Origin of the sequence: Pseudomonas macauensis (assembly GCF_047902425.1) — a bacterium.
In the GTDB taxonomy this organism is placed as follows: Bacteria; Pseudomonadota; Gammaproteobacteria; order Pseudomonadales; family Pseudomonadaceae; genus Pseudomonas.
Genome location: NZ_CP138377.1, coordinates 968,021 through 985,823 on the forward strand (window position 1 = coordinate 968,021; position 17,803 = coordinate 985,823).

Consider the following 17,803-nt stretch of genomic DNA (forward strand, 5'->3'; position numbering starts at 1 on the left):
CCCCGCACTGCGGGGCTTTTTCTTGTCAGGACCTGCACGGGCGAACTTGCTCGCGAACCTTTCAGCGCCGGCTCAGCGGTCCTCGCGCGACTCCGCCAGCAGGCTGAGCAGGCGCTCCAATATCAGGGCCTGATCCTCGGCGAGGTCGATGATATGGAAGCCCGCCCAGCCCAACTGGCCGTCGGAGCCCCCGCGGCTCCACAGGCAGTCGGCGCCCAGCTGGATCTCCCCGATGCCATCCAGCGGCGGCCGTGGGATCAGGCGGCAGTCCCAGACCGAGTCGACGTTCGGCACGTCCACGCCGCAGAGCATGAAGCCCTCGCTGGAGAGGTCGGCGAGGCGTCCGAGGCTGCGCCCGGAGTGGCGGTCGAAGACCTCTACGGTCAGCCCGGTCTGGTGCCGATGGTGCTGGCGACGTTCACTCATCGAGTGTTCCTCGGTTCTGTCCCGGGGAGCGCCCGGTGATACGTTGCAGGACCCGATAGGCCATATTCAGCGCGCGATCCATCAGGGGAGTGACATGGTCCGTGGGGGCCAGGCGAACTTTGCCTGCGTCCATGTCCCGTGCCAGCTGTACCAAGGGTTTGACTGCGACGCGTTGGCCGGTGTGATCGACGAACATGTAGTTGCGGGTAGTCGGGCTGAACCACGACAGCTTGAGTCGACGAGCCGGTGTGACATCGTTGAATTCGAACCAGGTACCGAACTCCACCTGCGCCAATTCCTTGAGCAGTCCACGTGCACGCTCTGACAGGGGCTCGCCGGTATTGCGGTCGAGGCTCTGGCCTTCCGCGCCGAGCATGACCCCCAGCGGGCTTTCGGGCAGTTCCTGCCTGAACTGGGCCGCGACCTGCGGCTGCTGCGCCTGGATCGCGTGCTGGCAGGCGACCAGATCCTGCAGCAGGCGGCGGATGCCATCCTCATGGTAGCCGCCGAGCAGCTCCAAACCCTTTTGCAGCTCGTCCAGCAGGCCCAGCCGCAGCGCCTGCAGGTGCTCGCGTCCCGCCTCGTCCAGCGGGGTGACGCTCCAGGCCAGTTGCTCGCCCACTTCGCAGGCGCGCTTCCACTCGTCGCTGTGTTCGCCGGCACGCAGTGAAATGAAGGTCAGCGCATCGCACCAGCTCTGTTCCAGGAAGTTGCGTACCAGCGGCGGCAGGTCGCGGCCGCCGGTGATTGCGGCAATGGCTTCCAGCGCCTGCTCGCGGGCGGCCAGCAGGCGATCGCGGCCGCGTGCCGCTTCCATGGCGCGGCGTTCGCGCAGCTCCACCTTCTGTCGCAGGTTGGCGACAAACTCATTGAACTCGCCGAGCAGCGCATCGAACAGGTCGAGGTCGCCGACGAAGTCCTGGATCACCCGCTCCACCACCCAGTGCATCTTAGCCAGCAGGCTGCGCTCCTCATCCTCGCCGCCATAGATCACGCCGGCCTGGGCCATGGCATTGAGCAGCTTGCGCGCCGGGTGGTGGTGCTGGGTGAACAGTTGCTTGTCCTGCAGGGCGACCTTCAGATACGGCGTGTGCAGGTGGGAGAGGGTGGTCTTGCAGCTGTCGGGCAGGTTTTCGTCGTCGAGGATGAAGTCGAAGACCATCCCCACCAGATCGATGACGTCGGCTTCCTGATCGGTCAGGCGGGTATTGCCGGGTTGTTCTGCACCGGCCTCCAGCTCGCGCTGCAGATCGGCCTTCAGGGCGTCCACCGGCTGTGGCTGGCGCAGGCGCTGAGCCATTTCCTGGGCCGACTCGCGCTGCAGGCGGTTCAGCGCTTCGAGCAACTCGCTGGCGCTGTAGGTGGTGGTGGCTGCTTCGGCGGAGGGGCCGAAGCTGACGATGCTGTGGCTGTTGCCGAACAGCGTGGCCTTGGCGCCGCGCCGGCGGAACTCGGCCAGCAGGACCGCCAATCCACCGAACAGCGCGTTACGATCGGCTGGCGGGAGGTCCGGCAGGTCAGCGACGTCGTAATGGTGGGGCTGCAAGGGCGGTGCCGGTGCAGTGTCGGGCGCAGCGCTGCTCGGCTCGGGCGGGGCAGGGCGCGGCGCCGGGGGTGGGGGCTTATCGGGCACCCGGTACCTGAGGTTCGGCAGGATGCCGGCGTCGATCAGGCGCTGGTTCAACTGATCGTAGAGCGGCGCCAGGTGCTGCATCACCTGCTGATCGAACAGTACATAAAGGATGGTTTTGACGCGCAGGGGAAAGGCGGCCTGTGCCAGCGTTTCGCCATAGGCCCGGGCGATGGCCTGGGGGCCGAAGGGATTGCGGTCCTCGCCGATCCTGCTGCCGTTGTTCAGCAATGCCAGGCGCTGGCCGAGCGTGAACAGCGACTGGACGCACTGCGCCTTCACCTGATTCACCATATTGATGATGAGCAGGGTCTCTTCGTATTCGTCGTGTTCGATCAGCGTCAGCCGATCCGCATCCAACTGGTCATAAGGGTCGTCGGCAGGCAGCGTGCCTTCGAGGAAGTCGTTCAGGCCCTGGGCGATGCGTTGGTGATAGAAGCGCTCCAGGGCCGGCCGCTCCTTGCGAACCTGGCGCATGGCGTCGAAGAACAGCGCCTGTACCTGATTGTTCTCGGCCTTCTCGGCGCATTCGAACAGTGTGTCGTCGATTTGGGAAAAGACATTACCGAGCAGCTCGGCCAGGCGGTTCATCGCCATTTGCCGACAGGCTTGCATCAGCTCGCCGAACCGCGGCTGGATGACGCGACTGGCGATCGATGAGGGCGGAGGGGTGTCCTTGGTGCTCATGCTCTTCCTGTCCGTGATCGGCCCGTTACACCCGTGGAGATCACATCGGTTATTCATGCAGATATAGCAATCCGCCTGCTCCCATGCAAAGAAGAGAAAAACTTTTTGGATCAGAGTGTTGACAGCCGTTTCGATATACGTAAAATGGCGCGCCTCTGATACGGGAATCCGGTGAAGCCGGAAGAAAGTAGAAGAGATTGGAAGGCTCGTCGTTCCGCGATAGCTCAGTCGGTAGAGCAAATGACTGTTAATCATTGGGTCCCTGGTTCGAGTCCAGGTCGCGGAGCCAACTTCCAAGCGGGGTATAGCGCAGTCCGGTAGCGCGCCTGCTTTGGGAGCAGGATGTCGGGAGTTCGAATCTCTCTACCCCGACCAAATATGGGTCGTTAGCTCAGTCGGTAGAGCAGTTGGCTTTTAACCAATTGGTCGTAGGTTCGAATCCTACACGACCCACCATATTCAAGGCGCCTGTATCGTCAGGCGCTGGAAGCGGAATCAACAGCCGCTTCACCAAGAAAGCCCACCTCATAGGTGGGCTTTCTTGTTTGCGCTGTCCAGCGATCCTCTTTCGCCATCCTGCCAGTGCCTGTGTGGACACTCGGCTGTCCAAGGCCTCTGTCCGACATCATCGCGAGCCCGCCGTCCCATCTCGTATGGTGTGATTTCGCAAGCACCTGATAACGATAATCAGAAAATCAGCCCGCCTTGTCGGAGTGTTCCGATCTTCTCGCTGGTGGCGGAAACTTAAGCTTTTCACCTCGAAATGTGTCCCTCCCGAGGTGGGTTTAAATGGCAGTGGAAACTATCGGTCTTGTCGCCGTCTCTGAGAATGCAGCCAGGAAGGTTGCAGTCAAGGCCGGTGGAAAGATCAAGGCACATGAAGGTACCAAGTACCTTCTCCAGGTAGAAAACAACGATATCGCTCCCGAGAACGTCACCGTCAAGCGCGAAGGTGATGACCTGCAGATCACCTTCGAGGGCAGCGAAAAACCTGATCTGACCATCCAGAACTTCTTCGCTGACGGCATGGATGGCCAGCTCTACGGGGTTGCCGAAGATCGTCAGTTGTATGCGTATGTGCGTACCGATGGCGAAGGCTTCGACGGTCACCTGCTGGTGGCCGATGGTGAGTCCGCCCCCATTAGCCTGGGCGGCGACTCCCTGGCGGACGGCAGCCCTTACCTGGCGTCCACCTTCGAGGAGGCGGCGGGCTTCGTCATGTGGCCCTGGCTGCTTGGCCTGGCTGGCGTAGGCGCCGCTGCCGCAGCCATCATCCATCACAACAACGATGACGGTCATCACCACACCGCGACCAGTCCTGCGCCGAGCAATTCCGTCGCTACCGACGGTGTCGGCCCGATCCAGGGCCAGCTGTCCAACGGCGATGTCACTGACGATGCGCATCCGGCCCTCTCCGGCAATGGCGTACCGGGGGCAATCATCCACATCATCGACAATGGCCAGGAAATCGCTTCCACCACCGTGTCGCCGGATGGCGTCTGGTCCTATACCGCAGAACTGGCCGACGGCCTGCACAACATCGATGTCACCCAGGAGCTCCCCGGCGAGAAGCCCAGCGCCCCGCTCAAGGTGATCGATCTCGTCGTTGACACTGTCGCTCCTGCCGCTCCAGAGGCCTGGCTTGCTCCTGCCTCGGGCAGCGATGTCAAGGGCGACGACGTCACCAGCAACCAGACACCGACGATCGATGGCAAGGCCGAGCCGGGTGTCGACGTGGCCGTTACCTTCTCGACGGGTGAGGTGATCCATGCCAAGGCCGACGAGAATGGCGACTGGTCATTGGCCCCGACCCAGGTGCTGCCCGCGGGCAACAACGAAATCTCCCTCATTGCCACCGATCCGGCGGGCAACCAGAGCGAGACGACCCTTCTTCCCATCACTATCGAAACCCCGGCCTCGACCACGCCGAAGGGCGGTGATGTGACCAGCGACGTCGCCCCCAACGACAGCGCCCCGGTGATCGCCGTTAGCGACGCCGCGCCGGGCGACATCATCCACCAGATCGGTGGCGGGACCGGGCAGGACAGCACCCCGGTCGCCAGTGCAGTAGCAGAGGGCTACGGCAGCAACGCCAGCCTGCTGGATACAGGCTCGATGAGCACCCCGGTCGGGGCCTACGTCATCCAGTCGTTCTCCTATGAGTCGACCGGCAACACTGCCGGCCGTATCGAGGTCACTGGTGATCAGGTCTCCTCGTACGTCACCAGCAATCCTGCCTCGGTCACGCCGGCGGCGGGTGGCGATGCCCTCTCGATGCCCACAGAGCCCCCTGCATACGCTGCCCACGACTCGACTCACATCTTCGCTGGTTCTGGCCTCGATACGCTGGAACTGGCTGGCGCCAACCAGGGCCCGGATCTGCGGGGGCTATCCGCAGACAACGGTCAGGTCAGGATCGAGAAGCCCGACTTTGCCGGCGACAAAGCACTCACCGTCTCCCTCAACGACGTGCTGAGTCAGGGGGAGAGCGACCTGTTCCAGAAGGGTAGCGAGTCCAAGGTAACGGTGGACGGCGATGCCCTGAATGGCCACCCCGACCACGGCTCGGCTACCTGGCAGGACACAGGCACCACCACGCTCGGCAGTTCGATCTTCCAAGGCCACAGCCAGCTGGACGCCGAGGCCCTGATCAAGCAGGCCGTCGCCAGCAGCATCGTCTAACGCCCCTGTCCCGAATCCCTGCGCTTCGTCCCTGTCGGCGGAGCCAGCCAGAGAGTTTTGAACATGAAATCGACTATGACCGGAATTGGTGTGCCGAAGCACAGACGCCAACTGTCCGCGACCCTGGCGACCCTGGCGGTGATCGCTGGTTTCCACTCCCCCCTGAGCCTGGCGTTCGAGCCCAACCCGAAGATCTACGGCGAGATTTACCAGAAAGTGGGCTCCGTCGTACCCCAGCAGGCCCAGATCGTGATGTTCCGTGGCAAGGATGGCGGCAAGGACGCAGCCCACGTCTACATCGACGGCCAATTGCATAGCGCCTTGATGCCGGGCGGCTACACCGTGTTCTGCACCCCGGCGGGTGAGCACTCGCTGGAGTCCTACATCGGCGATGCGCCGGGGTATACCGGCAAGCGCAACCCGCAGAGTTACGCCAGGCTCGACGGTGGGCAGACCTATGTCCTCGAAGCGCCTGTCGGTCCTAACCAGAGCACCCCCATCGTGCATACCGGCAAGGATGCCGAGCAGAGCCTCGAAGGCCTGCACCGCCAGATCCAGTTGGTCAGCCGCGCCAGTTCCGTGGTGCCCTGCAAGACCGAGACGCAGAGCAAACTGAGCCTGCGCAGCGACATGCTGTTCCAATTCGCCAAGGGCGGCTACGACGACCTGACCCCGGAAGGCCATGACGTCCTGCGTGAGGTGGTAGAGCAGATTCAGCAACTGCGCGATAGCATCAAAGGTATCGATGTGGTGGGGCACGCCGACCCGATCGGCAGCTCGCAGACCAACGTGAAACTGTCGCGTCAGCGCGCCGAAACCATCCGCCGCGTGCTGCTGGAGCAGGGCCTTGCCAGCAATCTGGTTGAGGTTTCCGCCCGTGGCAGCGACGAACCGGTGGTGCAGTGCGATAGCGGTTCGCGCAAGGAACTCATCGCCTGTAACGCGCCGAACCGCCGCGTGGAGCTGGTCATCCAGGGGGTTGCCGGCAAGTAGCAGCCTCTAGCTGTCCTGCTCTGCTTCCCATCGGGGCGCGTATCGCTGCGCGGCCCTGATGGGGTGTTTCTTTCAGCTCTCTGTTTCTCTGCGGGCCGTGCAATACGACTAAGCAGGTGAGGGAAAGGTACGTCAGCCCAATCAGGGTTTTCCGATGCCGCCGGAAACGGCGCATTTCTACCATGCGCACAGCTTTTCCCTTTACTCGTGAAGGTGTGCCCATGAGTCCTTCCCTGACGCCCGACGCAGCAGTCGATCTGGGCGTTGCCTCCGAAAGTGACAGCCTGCTGGCCGCCGTGCGCTGGTTCTGTGCGCACTTCAAGCGGCCGACGAGTCTTGCGTCTCTGCATGCCGGTCTGCCGCGCGACCAACGCCTGAAACCGAGCCTGGTGGTGCGCATGCTCGAGCAGGCCGGCATCGGCGCCGGCTGGGTGAAGCGTCGCCCCGCAGAGCTGTCGTCCTATCTTTTTCCGCTGATGCTGCTGTTCCGCAATGGCGAGGCGCGCATCCTGGTGGCCCGCCGCGGTGAGCAGTTCGAGCTGATCGTTCCCGAAGCCGGTGGTAGCACCATCACCCTCAGTGCCGAGACGCTGCAGGAACACTACCTGGGCTATGCGCTGCTGGTACGGCCCAAGCCGGCAGCGGATGCGCGCACCGAGATTCCGCGCGGGGAGGGCAAGGGCCACTGGCTGTTTTCCACCCTCTGGAACTATCGCCGCTACTACTACAGCAGTGCGCTGGCGACGGTGCTGATCAACATCCTGGCGCTGGCCAGCACTTTCTTCATCATGAACGTCTATGACCGGGTCGTGCCCAACCAGGCGTACGTCACCCTGTGGTCTCTGGCCGCCGGTGTGGTTCTGGCGATCGGGTTCGAGTTCACCTCTCGCCAGGTGCGTGCTTACCTGATCGATACCGCCGGCAAGAAGGCCGACCTGATCCTGGGGACGAAGCTATTCCGCCAGTTGCTGGAAGCACGGCTGGAGTACAAGCCGCCGTCAGCGGGTTCCTTCGCTAACCAGTTCCGTGAGTTCGAGTCGGTGCGTGATTTCATCACGTCGGCATCGCTCGCCACCCTGGCGGACCTGCCGTTCTGCCTGCTGTTCGTCTTCGTACTGTTCGTGATCGGCGGGCCGCTGGCGCTGGTGCCGCTGGGCTCGATGATCGTCCTGCTCGGGGTGTGCGCCTACCTCCAGCTGCCGCTGTCGCGCTTCATGAAAGAGAACCTGCGGGAGGCCTCGCAGAAGCACGGTCTGCTGATTGAGGCGATCGAAGGTGTCGAGACCCTCAAGGCGGCCCATGCCGAAGGCAGCATGCTGCGGCGCTGGGAAGACTTCAGCGCGCAATTGGCCGCTTCGACGATCAAGTCCAAGTCCCTGTCGAACATGGCTGCCAACGCAGTCTCGCTGATCACCCAGATGACCACGGTGATCCTTGTCCTGTGGGGCGTCTACCGCATCGGCGACGGTGACATGACCCTGGGCGTGCTGGTCGGCATGGTGCTGCTCAGTGGCCGGGCGCTTGCCCCGCTGGCCAGCGCGGTGGGTCTGGCCGTGCGTTACCAGCAGGCGAAGACCGCGCTGAACTCCCTGAACCAGCTGATGGAAATCCCCACCGTACGTGACAACAACCGCCGCTACCTGGAGGCGCCGAAGAACGCGACGCTGTCGCTGCGCAAGCTGAAGTTCTCCTACCCGGCCCCGCCGATGCAGCCACGACCCACGGTGCTGAACAACATCGACCTGAGCATCCGGCACGGCGAGCGCGTCGCCATCGTCGGCAACATCGGCAGCGGCAAGTCGACCCTGCTGCGCGTCATGGCTCGCCTGTACCAGCCGGTGGAAGGCCAACTGCTGATCAACGGCATCGATGCCGAGCAGATCGACCCGGCGGACTGGAATTCCACGGTGGGGTTCGTTGGCCAGGACGCGCGGCTGTTCTTCGGTTCGCTGCGCGACAACCTGCTGATTGGCAATCCATCGGCGAGCAGCGAGGAAATCCTCCATGTGGTGCGCCTGACTGGACTGGACGCCGTGGTGGCCAGCCATCCCCTGGGCTTCGACCGCCCGGTGGGCGAGATGGGCCAGGCGCTCTCCGGCGGACAGCGGCAACTGGTCGCCCTGGCGCGCGCCCTGTTGCTGCGCCCGCAGGTGCTGCTGTTGGACGAGCCCACCAGTGGCATGGACATGCAGACCGAACGCCTGTTCCTGCAACGCCTGGAGGCGGCCACCCAGGGCTGCACCGTGGTGGTGGTGACGCACCGCTTCTCGGTGCTGGTGCAGGTCGACCGCCTGATCGTCATGAACGCCGGCCAGATCGTTGCCGACGGCCCGAAGGATGAAGTGCTGCGCGCCCTGCAGGCCAACAACAGCACTGCGCCGGACAAGGCTCCGGCCGCGACCTGGTGAGCGGATCATGACGAATAGCCAAAACAGATCGGCAGCGGTGCCGGTTGTCGCGCAGTCCGAGAAGGCCGTGGCGACGATGGACGTCACGCCTTACGCAAAGGAAGTCGCACGGCTGCGCGACAACGATATTGCTTATGTCTCGGACTTGCAGGCTGCACTGATCGAGCAGAAGACCACGGCGAGCACCGTGGTGCTGCTGCTGATCGCGTCGGTGTTCAGCGGGCTCATCCTGTGGGCGTACTTCGCCCGGGTGGAGGAGATCACCCGTGGCGAGGGCAAGGTGATCCCCTCCAGCCGCGAGCAGGTCATCCAGAGCCTGGAGGGCGGCATTCTCGAGCAGATGAATGTCCGCGAGGGCGATGTGGTGGAGGCCGGGCAGGTCCTGCTGAAGATCGACCCGACCCGGGCCAGCGCAAGCTACCGCGAGGCGCAGTCCAAGGCGCTGGCGCTCAAGGGCCAGTTGGCGCGCCTGCGCTCGGAGGCCTACGGCCAACCCCTGGTGTTCCCGCCGGATGTGATGGCCGTGCCTTCGATCGTGGAGGCGGAGACACAAGCCTACAACGCCCGCAAGCATGCGTTGGACGATGGCATTGCCGGTTTGCAGAAGAGCCTGTCTCTGGCCCAGGGCGAGTTGACTGTCTCGGAGCGGCTGTCCAGGCAGGGCCTGATCTCGGACGTGGAGATCCTGCGCATGCGCCGCCAGGCCAACGAGTTCAACCTGCAGATCAGCGAGCGTCGCAACAAGTACCGCTCCGAGGCAAACGCCGAACTGACCCGGGTTGAGAGCGAGCTCGCCCAGTCCGTGGAAAACGCGGCAGGGCGTGAGGACGTGATGAAACGCACCACGCTCACGGCGCCGCTCAAGGGCATCGTGAAGAACGTCCGCGTCACCACCATCGGCGGTGTGATCCAGCAGGGCCAGGACATCATGGAGATCGTTCCGCTGGAGGATCGCCTGCTGGTGGAGGCCAAGATCCGTCCGGCCGACGTGGCTTTCCTGCGCCCCGGCCTGCCCGCCACGGTGAAGATTTCCGCCTACGACTTCGCGATTTACGGCGGCCTCACCGGCAAGGTCGAGCTCATCAGCCCCGACACCATCAAGGACGACGAGATGGCCCGTCAGGGCCGTCCGGATACCTCCTTCTACCGGGTGCTGATCCGCACCGACGAAGCCGAGCTGAGCAAAGGCGACAAGCGCTTCCCGATCATCCCCGGCATGACCGCGACCGCGGAAATCCGGACCGGAGAAAAAACCATCCTGGATTACCTACTCAAGCCCGCGCTGAAGGCGCGTGAGGCCTTCCGCGAGAGATGATGAAAATGAAACGCCCTGAACAGACCTCGAAGAACCCTCGTACTCGATCCCGGTTCGGCCGCTCGGCGCTCGCCGCCACGCTGGCTTCACTGGCATCCATCGCGGGGGCCGATGCGGCATCGTCGGATGACTACAGCGGAGCGCTGAGCTTCTACTCCACGCCCAAGGAGCGAGCTGCGGTGGAGTCCGATGCCTCTCAGGCGATGCCCGTCGCAGCACCGGCAGCCCCGGAGTCGGCTCCGCTCGCAAAGACTGCCGCCGCCGAGCCAGCAGCCATCGCTGATACCGAGACAACACCGGCCAAGGCCCCTGAAGCACGTCCGACCGCCCCGAAGCTCGCACTGGACCTGAGCCTGCCGGTGGGCATCGGTACCGGCACCCTGTATGGCAACGGGGGAACGGCGTCGGCCTCGGATATGGGCCAGGCGGAAGCCTCGCTCGCCTATCTCCGCGAGATGGTAAATACCGCGCTGCGCATCAGCCCGGAGATGAAGCAGGCCGACGCCAACTGGCTGGCCGCCAAGGGCGATGTGGATGAGGCCAAGGGCGAGCGCTGGCCGCAGGTGCAGATCAGCGCCAGCTCGAAGACGCTGCAGTCCAGCAGGAGCGACTACGGCAACGATGGCAGCACGACGGTGCAGATGGTGACGCCGGTCTATGACTTCGGGGCGATCCGCCACACCATCGACAGCCGCAGCAATACCGCGAATGCCCAGGAAGAGGCGAAGGGCCAGGCGCAGGTGACGGTTGCCTACAACACCGCCTCGGCGGTGGTAGAGCTGGCCCATCAGCAGGATGCGCTGGAGATCAGCGATCGTTATGTGGCGCGCATGCGTGAACTGGTGGACATGCTGTCGAAGATTGCCGTCGTGGATCCCGGCCGCGGCAGCGAGGTGGTGCAGGCACGTTCACGTCTGCTGCAGGCGGAAACCGCCCGCGACATGGTGCAGTCCAAGCTGCAGGAAACCAGAATGACCTTGGCCAAGCTGGTGGGCGAGGAGGTGACCGTGCCGGCGGGTGTGAAGTGGGATTGGTCGCCAATGCCGTTGGACCAGGCGCTGGAGCTGCTGCCGGAGCAGCCCGTGTTGCGACAGGCGCGTTGGGAAAAGGAGGCGGCGCTGGCCAATGCCGAGTCGGTGAAGTCGTCGCGCATGCCCAAGCTGAACTGGGTGGTAGGGCGCAGCACCGGCAACAGCATGCTCGACAACAACGAGCCCTGGTCGACCGGCCTTGCCGTGGAGTGGCAGGCGTTCTCCGGTGGTTCGGCGTCGGCGGCGCAGCGCGCGGCCTATGCACGGGCGAGCGCGGCCGAGGAGAAGATGGAGGTGACCCGTCGCGAGTCGGAGTACCGCATCCGCAATCTGGTCGAGCAGCGTGACCTGTCGGCGGCGCGCGCTGATGACTACAAGGCGCTGCTGACGGAGTCCGACCGGGTGCGCAAGATGTTCTATGACCAGTGGTATCACCTGGGCAAGCGCACATTGCTGGATGTACTGATTGCTGAGAACGAGTACTACACGCACCAGATCGCCGCGTCCGATACCTACTACAGCGCCAAGGCTGCCGACCTGCGCATCCGCGCGGAAACCAGTGGCCTGATGGCCTGGCTGGCGCCGGGCAATGTGCCGTCTAGCCACTGATCGCGGGCGGTTCATGTAAGGACCGTCCCGCCCGGTTCACCCACTTTTTCCTGGCATGCCCGCTTCGGTGGTCGTGGAAGTTCAACTCGTTCCTGCTGTGCGGGACGGGCATGCCGAGGAGCGGATCGCCGGGTACGATCGTCACAACTTGAAGCAGTTTGTCCCTTGCAAATGTCGCTGTGCGTCGATGTGTCGCAGGGTGTGCGCAGTGCTTCGACGACTTTCGCGAAGGTTCTTGATCGCCATCATGGCAAGGTCTTTGCCAAGTGTTTCACAAGCCGGGTTCGCTTTCCTCGCAATGGCTTTGAAAGCCGCGTTTTTCATGGATCTGACACAATTTCGTGGCACCCGCGGACCGGCCTTTGGCAGGCAGGTAATACCCTTTCCCAGCTTGCGTGAATTGCTCATTTTCTGAGCGATTCAGGCCGCCACTGTTTCCCGCGTTGAGAAAATATCTTGTTAAAAATGAAAGGCCGAGGCCTTGAAAGGCATTTCTGAAATGCTTTGTAATACCCGCCGTCCATTTCCTACCCCCAAATCGCTGAGTCGCACTGACGCAGATCATGGCCAGTGTTCACCCTTCGGTGCAGCGGCATAACAACAGGGGGCTGCCATCGGTGGGCTCCTGTCATAAGACGAGTCGGGCAATCCGCTCGTGCATCCGGTGTGCGACGCGCGCGTTCTAACGAGCCGCCAGTCCAGACACCACACGCTGAATACTCACGGAACGAATCAGCTGACGAAATCGGTTTCGCATCGCGAAGACCGGGCGATCTCCCTTTGCCTGGAATCCTTGCGGCCGCGTTCGTGAATCCATGACAGCCCTGGCAGGCGGCTTGGAAAAGTCGCGGGTAACGGGTCCTCGTGCAGTGCGTGGCGAAGGCTCATGGGCGGTGAAGCGATTTTCATCCACTAAGGCCGCAAGATGAAAAAAGAGCAGTACACAGGAATTTTGAAGAGACTTGCGTGGCTGCCGATGCTGATGCTCGGTGGTTGCAACATGGCGCTGTTCGACCCGAAAGGGCAGGTCGGCGCCGACGAGAAGTCCCTGATCATCACGGCAACCCTGCTGATGCTGATCGTGGTGGTGCCGGTCATCCTGATGACCTTCGCGTTCGCCTGGAAATACCGGGCTTCGAACACCAAGGCCACCTACATGCCGGACTGGTCCCACTCGACCAAGATCGAGCTGGTGGTGTGGCTGGTTCCCTGCCTGATCATCGCCGTGCTTGGCTGGATCACCTGGGAGAGCACCCACAAGCTGGACCCCTACCGTCCGCTGGACTCCGAGGTCAAGCCGGTGACCATCCAGGCCATCTCGCTGGACTGGAAGTGGCTGTTCATCTACCCGGAACAGGGTATCGCCACCGTCAACGAAATCGCCTTCCCGAAAGACACCCCGGTGAACTTCCAGATCACCTCGGATTCGGTGATGAACTCCTTCTTCATCCCGCAGCTGGGTAGCCAGATCTACTCCATGGCCGGGATGATGACCAAGCTGCACCTGATCGCCAACGAAGAAGGCGTGTTCGACGGCATCTCCGCGAACTACAGCGGCGGCGGCTTCTCGGGTATGAAGTTCAAGGCCATCTCCACCTCCGAGCAGGGCTTCCAGGAATGGGTCGCAAAGGTCAAGTCCTCGCAGCAGACCCTGAACCTGGATCAGTACCCGGAACTGGTGAAGCCGACCGAGAACGTCCCCGCGACCTACTTCTCCACCGTCAGCCCCGAGCTGTTCTCCAGCGTGCTGAACAAGTGGGAACACGCCGGCCACGAGATGGCCAAGGCCCACAAGCTCAAAGAAGAGCAGGCCAACGGCGAGCACGGCGACGCTGCCCATGACGAGACCGCCATGGCGGGCCACGACATGAGCAACATGCCGGGCATGCAAATGAATCCGAGCCAGGAGTAAGCACAGATGTTCGGGAAACTGACACTGTCGGCCGTGCCGTATCACGAGCCGATCATCGTCATCACGCTGGCCGTCGTCGCCCTGCTGGGCCTGGGCGTGTTCGGCGCGATCACCTACTACCGCAAGTGGACCTACCTGTGGACCGAGTGGCTGACGTCCATCGACCACAAGAAGATCGGCGTGATGTACATCATCGTCGCCCTGATCATGCTGCTGCGCGGCTTCGCCGACGCCATCATGATGCGCGGCCAGCTTGCGCTGGCTGAAGGCGCCAACCACGGTTACCTGCCGCCGGAACACTACGACCAGATCTTCACCGCTCACGGCGTGATCATGATCATCTTCATGGCCATGCCCTTCATGACCGGCCTGATGAACCTGGCCGTGCCGCTGCAGATCGGCGCGCGCGACGTGGCGTTCCCGTTCCTGAACTCCCTGAGCTTCTGGCTGCTGGTCGTCAGCGCCATGCTGGTGAACGTCTCCCTGGGCCTGGGCGAATTCGCCCGTACCGGCTGGGTCGCCTACCCGCCGCTGTCCGAGCTGGCCTACAGCCCGGGCGTGGGTGTGGATTACTACATCTGGGCGCTACAGATATCGGGCATGGGTACCTTGCTCACGGGTATCAACTTCCTGGTGACCGTGTTCAAGATGCGTACCCCCGGCATGAAGCTGATGCAGATGCCGATCTTCACCTGGACCTGCACCTTCGCCAACATCCTGATCGTTGCGTCGTTCCCGATCCTGACCGCGGCCCTGGGCCTGCTGTCGCTGGACCGCTACTTCGACATGCACTTCTTCACCAACGAGCTGGGCGGCAACGCCATGATGTACATCAACCTCTTCTGGGCCTGGGGCCATCCTGAGGTGTACATCCTGATCCTGCCGGCGTTCGGTATCTTCTCCGAGGTCACCGCGACCTTCGCCGGCAAGCGCATGTTCGGCTACACCTCGATGGTGTGGGCGAGCGCCGCGATCACCTTCCTCGGCTTCACCGTGTGGCTGCACCACTTCTTCACCATGGGTTCGGGCGGCGACGTCAACGGCTTCTTCGGCGTTGCGACCATGCTGATCTCCATCCCGACCGGGGTGAAACTGTTCAACTGGCTGTTCACCATCTACCGTGGCCGCCTGCGCTTCAATACCCCGATCCTGTGGACCCTGGGCTTCATCGTCACCTTCACCATCGGTGGCATGACCGGCGTACTGCTGGCCATCCCGGGCGCTGACTACCTGCTGCACAACAGCCTGTTCCTGATCGCTCACTTCCACAACACCATCATCGGTGGCGCGGTGTTCGGCTACCTGGCCGGCTTCGTCTTCTGGTTCCCGAAAGCCTTCGGCTTCACCCTGGACGAGAAGTGGGGCAAGCGTTCCTTCTGGTGCTGGCTGGTCGGCTTCTACATGGCCTTCATGCCGCTGTACATCCTCGGCTTCATGGGCATGACCCGTCGCCTGAACCACTACGACAACCCGATGTGGAAGCCGTACCTGGTGGTGGCCTTCTTCGGCGCCGTGCTGATCTTCTTCGGTATCGCCTGCCAACTGATCCAGCTGCTGGTATCGATCAAGAACCGCAAAGCACTGGCCGACGTGACCGGCGACCCGTGGGGCGGCCGTACCCTGGAGTGGTCCACTTCCTCGCCGCCGCCGTACTACAACTTCGCCGAGCTGCCGCACGTCAACGACGTGGACGCGTTCCACGACATGAAGCAGACCGGTACCGCGTACCGCAAGCTGCCGGCCTACGCCCCGATCCACATGCCGAAGAACACCGCCGCTGGTTTCTCCATCGCGCTGTTCGCCTTCATCTTCGGCTTCGCTGCCATCTGGCACATCTGGTGGCTGGTGGGTGTCGGCTTCGTCGGCATGATCGCTTCGGTCATCGTCCGCAGCTACGTCACCGACCTGGACTACTACGTCCAGCCGGATGAGATCGAGCGCATCGAAAACGCTCATTTCCAGAAACTCGCTACTGCGCAGGTATAAGCCATGTCGACGGCAGTACTGAACAAACACCTGGTCGATACGCACGAAGCGGCGCACGACCATGACCACGCCCACGACAGCGGCGGCATGACGGTATTCGGCTTCTGGCTGTACCTGATGACCGACTGCATCCTGTTCGCGAGCGTCTTCGCTACCTACGCCGTGCTGGTCAACCACACGGCCGGCGGCCCGAGCGGCAAGGACATCTTCGAACTGCCCTACGTGGCCGTCGAAACCGCGATCCTGCTGATCTCCTCCTGCACCTACGGCCTGGCCATGCTGGCCGCGCACAAGGGTGCCAAGGGCAAGGCCATCGCCTGGCTGGGCGTGACCTTCCTCTGCGGTGCCGCGTTCATCGGCATGGAGATCAACGAGTTCCACCACCTGATCGTCGAAGGCTTCGGCCCGAGCCGCAGCGCCTTCCTGTCGTCCTTCTTCACCCTGGTCGGCATGCACGGTCTGCACGTTTCGGCCGGCCTGCTGTGGATGCTGGTGCTGATGGCGCAGATCGCCACCCGTGGTCTGACCGCGCAGAACAACACCCGCATGATGTGCCTGAGCCTGTTCTGGCACTTCCTGGACATCGTCTGGATCTGCGTCTTCACCGTCGTCTACCTGATGGGGGCCCTGTAATGACTGCTGCTGCACATCACCACGACCACCATGGTGCCGGCCACGACAGCCACGGCGCCGGTCACGGCAGCCTGAAGGCCTACGCCATCGGCTTCGTGCTCTCGGTGATCCTGACCGCGATTCCGTTCTACATGGTCATGGATGGCGGCTTCTCCCGTCACGCCACCATCCTCACCATGGTCATCCTGGGCCTGGTTCAGGTCGTGGTGCACCTCGTGTGCTTCCTGCACATGAACATGTCCTCGGAAGGCCGCTGGAACGTCATGGCGTTCATCTTCACCGTCATCATCATCCTGCTGGTGGTCGGTCTGTCGCTGTGGATCATCTACACCGCCGACGCCCTGATGATGCCGATGCCCTGAGGGCCGATGCCGTGAAATTCAAGCGTTATCTCCTGGTGGCCAAGCCGGGCATCATCTTCGGCAACCTGATCGCGGTGGCGGGGGGATACTTCCTCGCCGCCCGCGGCAGCGTTGACCCGATGCTGCTGCTGGCCACCGTGATCGGCCTGTCCCTGGTCGTTGCCAGCGGTTGCGTGTTCAACAACTGCATCGACCGCGACATCGATCGCTTCATGGAGCGTACCCGCAGCCGTGTCACCGTGACCGGGCAGATCTCGCTCACGGCCGCCCTGGCCCATGGCGTGGTGCTCGGTGTGGCGGGCTTCGGCCTGCTGGCGTGGAAGACCAACGTGCAGGCGACTCTGCTGGCCGCGTTCGGCTTCTTCGTCTACGTCGTGCTCTACAGCCTCTGGCTCAAGCGCAGCTCGGTCTACGGCACGCTGGTGGGCAGTCTCTCCGGAGCCATGCCGCCGGTGGTGGGCTACTGCGCCGCCAGCGGTCACTTCGACATGGGCGCGGCGGTACTGCTGCTGATCTTCTGCCTCTGGCAGATGCCGCACAGCTACGCCATCGCGATCTTCCGCCTCAACGACTACCGTGCCGCCGGGATTCCCGTGCTGCCGGTGGAGCGGGGCATCGAAGCGACCAAGAAGCAGATCCTCTACTACGTGCTGGCTTTCGGCCTGGCGACCCTGCTGCTGACCGTGACTGGCTTCGCCGGCTACGGTTACCTGGTGGTGGCGCTGGCCGTCAGCGCCTGGTGGCTGTTCATCGCGGTGAAAGGCTTCAGTGCCGAAGACGACCGCCGCTGGGCCCGCCAGCTGTTCGCCTTCTCCATCATCGCGATCAGCGTGCTGAGCCTGATGATGTCCATCGACTTCCAGGCCATCCCGGCCCAGTCGATGCTGGCGGCGCTGTAAGGCTGTTTCGCTGCAACGAAAAAGCCGCCCTTTGGGGCGGCTTTTTTGTGCCTGGTATTCATCGGCGATGCGGCTTTGTGTAGGAGCGAGCTTGCTCGCGAACCGCCCGGTGCCTGGAGCTGTCGGAGAGAGCGTTCGCAGGCGGGCGCGCTAGGAGCGACGGTCAGTGCGTGCCCGCGGTTTTCCCTCTCCCTAACCCTCTCCCTGAAGGGAGAGGGGACTGTTAGGTG

12 protein-coding genes and 3 tRNA genes are annotated in these 17,803 nt (G+C 63.1%); 13 read left to right on the plus strand and 2 right to left on the minus strand.

Going from position 1 to position 17,803, the window contains the following annotated elements:
• Nucleotides 1-72: 72 nt before the first annotated feature.
• Together SD196_RS04575 and SD196_RS04580 are read right to left on the minus strand one after the other, a co-directional pair.
• Complete coding sequence (locus SD196_RS04575) at nucleotides 73-426, minus strand: PilZ domain-containing protein (protein ID WP_275610258.1); 354 nt, start codon at nucleotides 424-426, stop codon at nucleotides 73-75.
• Complete coding sequence (locus SD196_RS04580) at nucleotides 419-2,743, minus strand: DUF1631 domain-containing protein (protein ID WP_416311094.1); 2,325 nt, start codon at nucleotides 2,741-2,743, stop codon at nucleotides 419-421. The genes SD196_RS04575 and SD196_RS04580 overlap by 8 nt, the downstream gene beginning before the upstream one ends.
• A gap of 213 nt (nucleotides 2,744-2,956) precedes the next feature.
• On the opposite strand from SD196_RS04580, the gene SD196_RS04585 reads away from it, so the two are divergent.
• From SD196_RS04585 to cyoE, 13 genes are all read left to right on the plus strand, one after another.
• Nucleotides 2,957-3,032: transfer RNA gene (locus tag SD196_RS04585), tRNA-Asn, on the plus strand.
• 9 nt (nucleotides 3,033-3,041) lie between these two features.
• Nucleotides 3,042-3,118: transfer RNA gene (locus SD196_RS04590), tRNA-Pro, on the plus strand.
• A gap of 5 nt (nucleotides 3,119-3,123) precedes the next feature.
• Nucleotides 3,124-3,199, plus strand: a tRNA-Lys gene (locus SD196_RS04595).
• A 333-nt stretch (nucleotides 3,200-3,532) separates the two neighbouring features.
• A complete protein-coding gene (locus tag SD196_RS04600) occupies nucleotides 3,533-5,425 on the plus strand; it encodes an Ig-like domain-containing protein (RefSeq protein ID WP_416311095.1) in 1,893 nt (630 codons plus the stop codon).
• Nucleotides 5,426-5,515: 90 nt separating this feature from the next.
• Nucleotides 5,516-6,418, plus strand: a complete 903-nt coding sequence (locus SD196_RS04605) for an OmpA family protein (protein ID WP_416311096.1) — start codon at nucleotides 5,516-5,518, stop codon at nucleotides 6,416-6,418.
• Nucleotides 6,419-6,639: 221 nt separating this feature from the next.
• The gene (locus SD196_RS04610) at nucleotides 6,640-8,826 is read left to right on the plus strand and encodes a type I secretion system permease/ATPase (protein WP_331318203.1); all 2,187 of its coding nucleotides are present in this window, start codon (nucleotides 6,640-6,642) and stop codon (nucleotides 8,824-8,826) included.
• 7 nt (nucleotides 8,827-8,833) lie between these two features.
• Entirely contained in the window at nucleotides 8,834-10,141 is a 1,308-nt protein-coding gene (locus SD196_RS04615) for an HlyD family type I secretion periplasmic adaptor subunit (protein WP_331318201.1), read from the plus strand.
• Nucleotides 10,142-10,146: 5 nt separating this feature from the next.
• Complete coding sequence (locus SD196_RS04620) at nucleotides 10,147-11,781, plus strand: TolC family protein (RefSeq protein ID WP_416311097.1); 1,635 nt, start codon at nucleotides 10,147-10,149, stop codon at nucleotides 11,779-11,781.
• Nucleotides 11,782-12,706: 925 nt separating this feature from the next.
• Nucleotides 12,707-13,693 carry a ubiquinol oxidase subunit II gene (cyoA, locus tag SD196_RS04625; RefSeq protein WP_275610264.1) on the plus strand — a complete coding sequence of 329 codons (987 nt, stop codon included), beginning with the start codon at nucleotides 12,707-12,709 and terminating at the stop codon, nucleotides 13,691-13,693.
• A gap of 6 nt (nucleotides 13,694-13,699) precedes the next feature.
• The gene (cyoB, locus tag SD196_RS04630; RefSeq protein ID WP_275610265.1) at nucleotides 13,700-15,679 is read left to right on the plus strand and encodes a cytochrome o ubiquinol oxidase subunit I; all 1,980 of its coding nucleotides are present in this window, start codon (nucleotides 13,700-13,702) and stop codon (nucleotides 15,677-15,679) included.
• Nucleotides 15,680-15,682: 3 nt separating this feature from the next.
• Nucleotides 15,683-16,312, plus strand: coding sequence for a cytochrome o ubiquinol oxidase subunit III (gene cyoC / locus SD196_RS04635; RefSeq protein WP_343574964.1), 630 nt, complete (start codon nucleotides 15,683-15,685; stop codon nucleotides 16,310-16,312).
• Complete coding sequence (gene cyoD / locus SD196_RS04640) at nucleotides 16,312-16,674, plus strand: cytochrome o ubiquinol oxidase subunit IV (protein WP_343574961.1); 363 nt, start codon at nucleotides 16,312-16,314, stop codon at nucleotides 16,672-16,674. The genes cyoC and cyoD overlap by 1 nt, the downstream gene beginning before the upstream one ends.
• A gap of 11 nt (nucleotides 16,675-16,685) precedes the next feature.
• A complete protein-coding gene (gene cyoE, locus SD196_RS04645) occupies nucleotides 16,686-17,573 on the plus strand; it encodes a heme o synthase (protein WP_343574959.1) in 888 nt (295 codons plus the stop codon).
• Nucleotides 17,574-17,803: the final 230 nt, after the last annotated feature.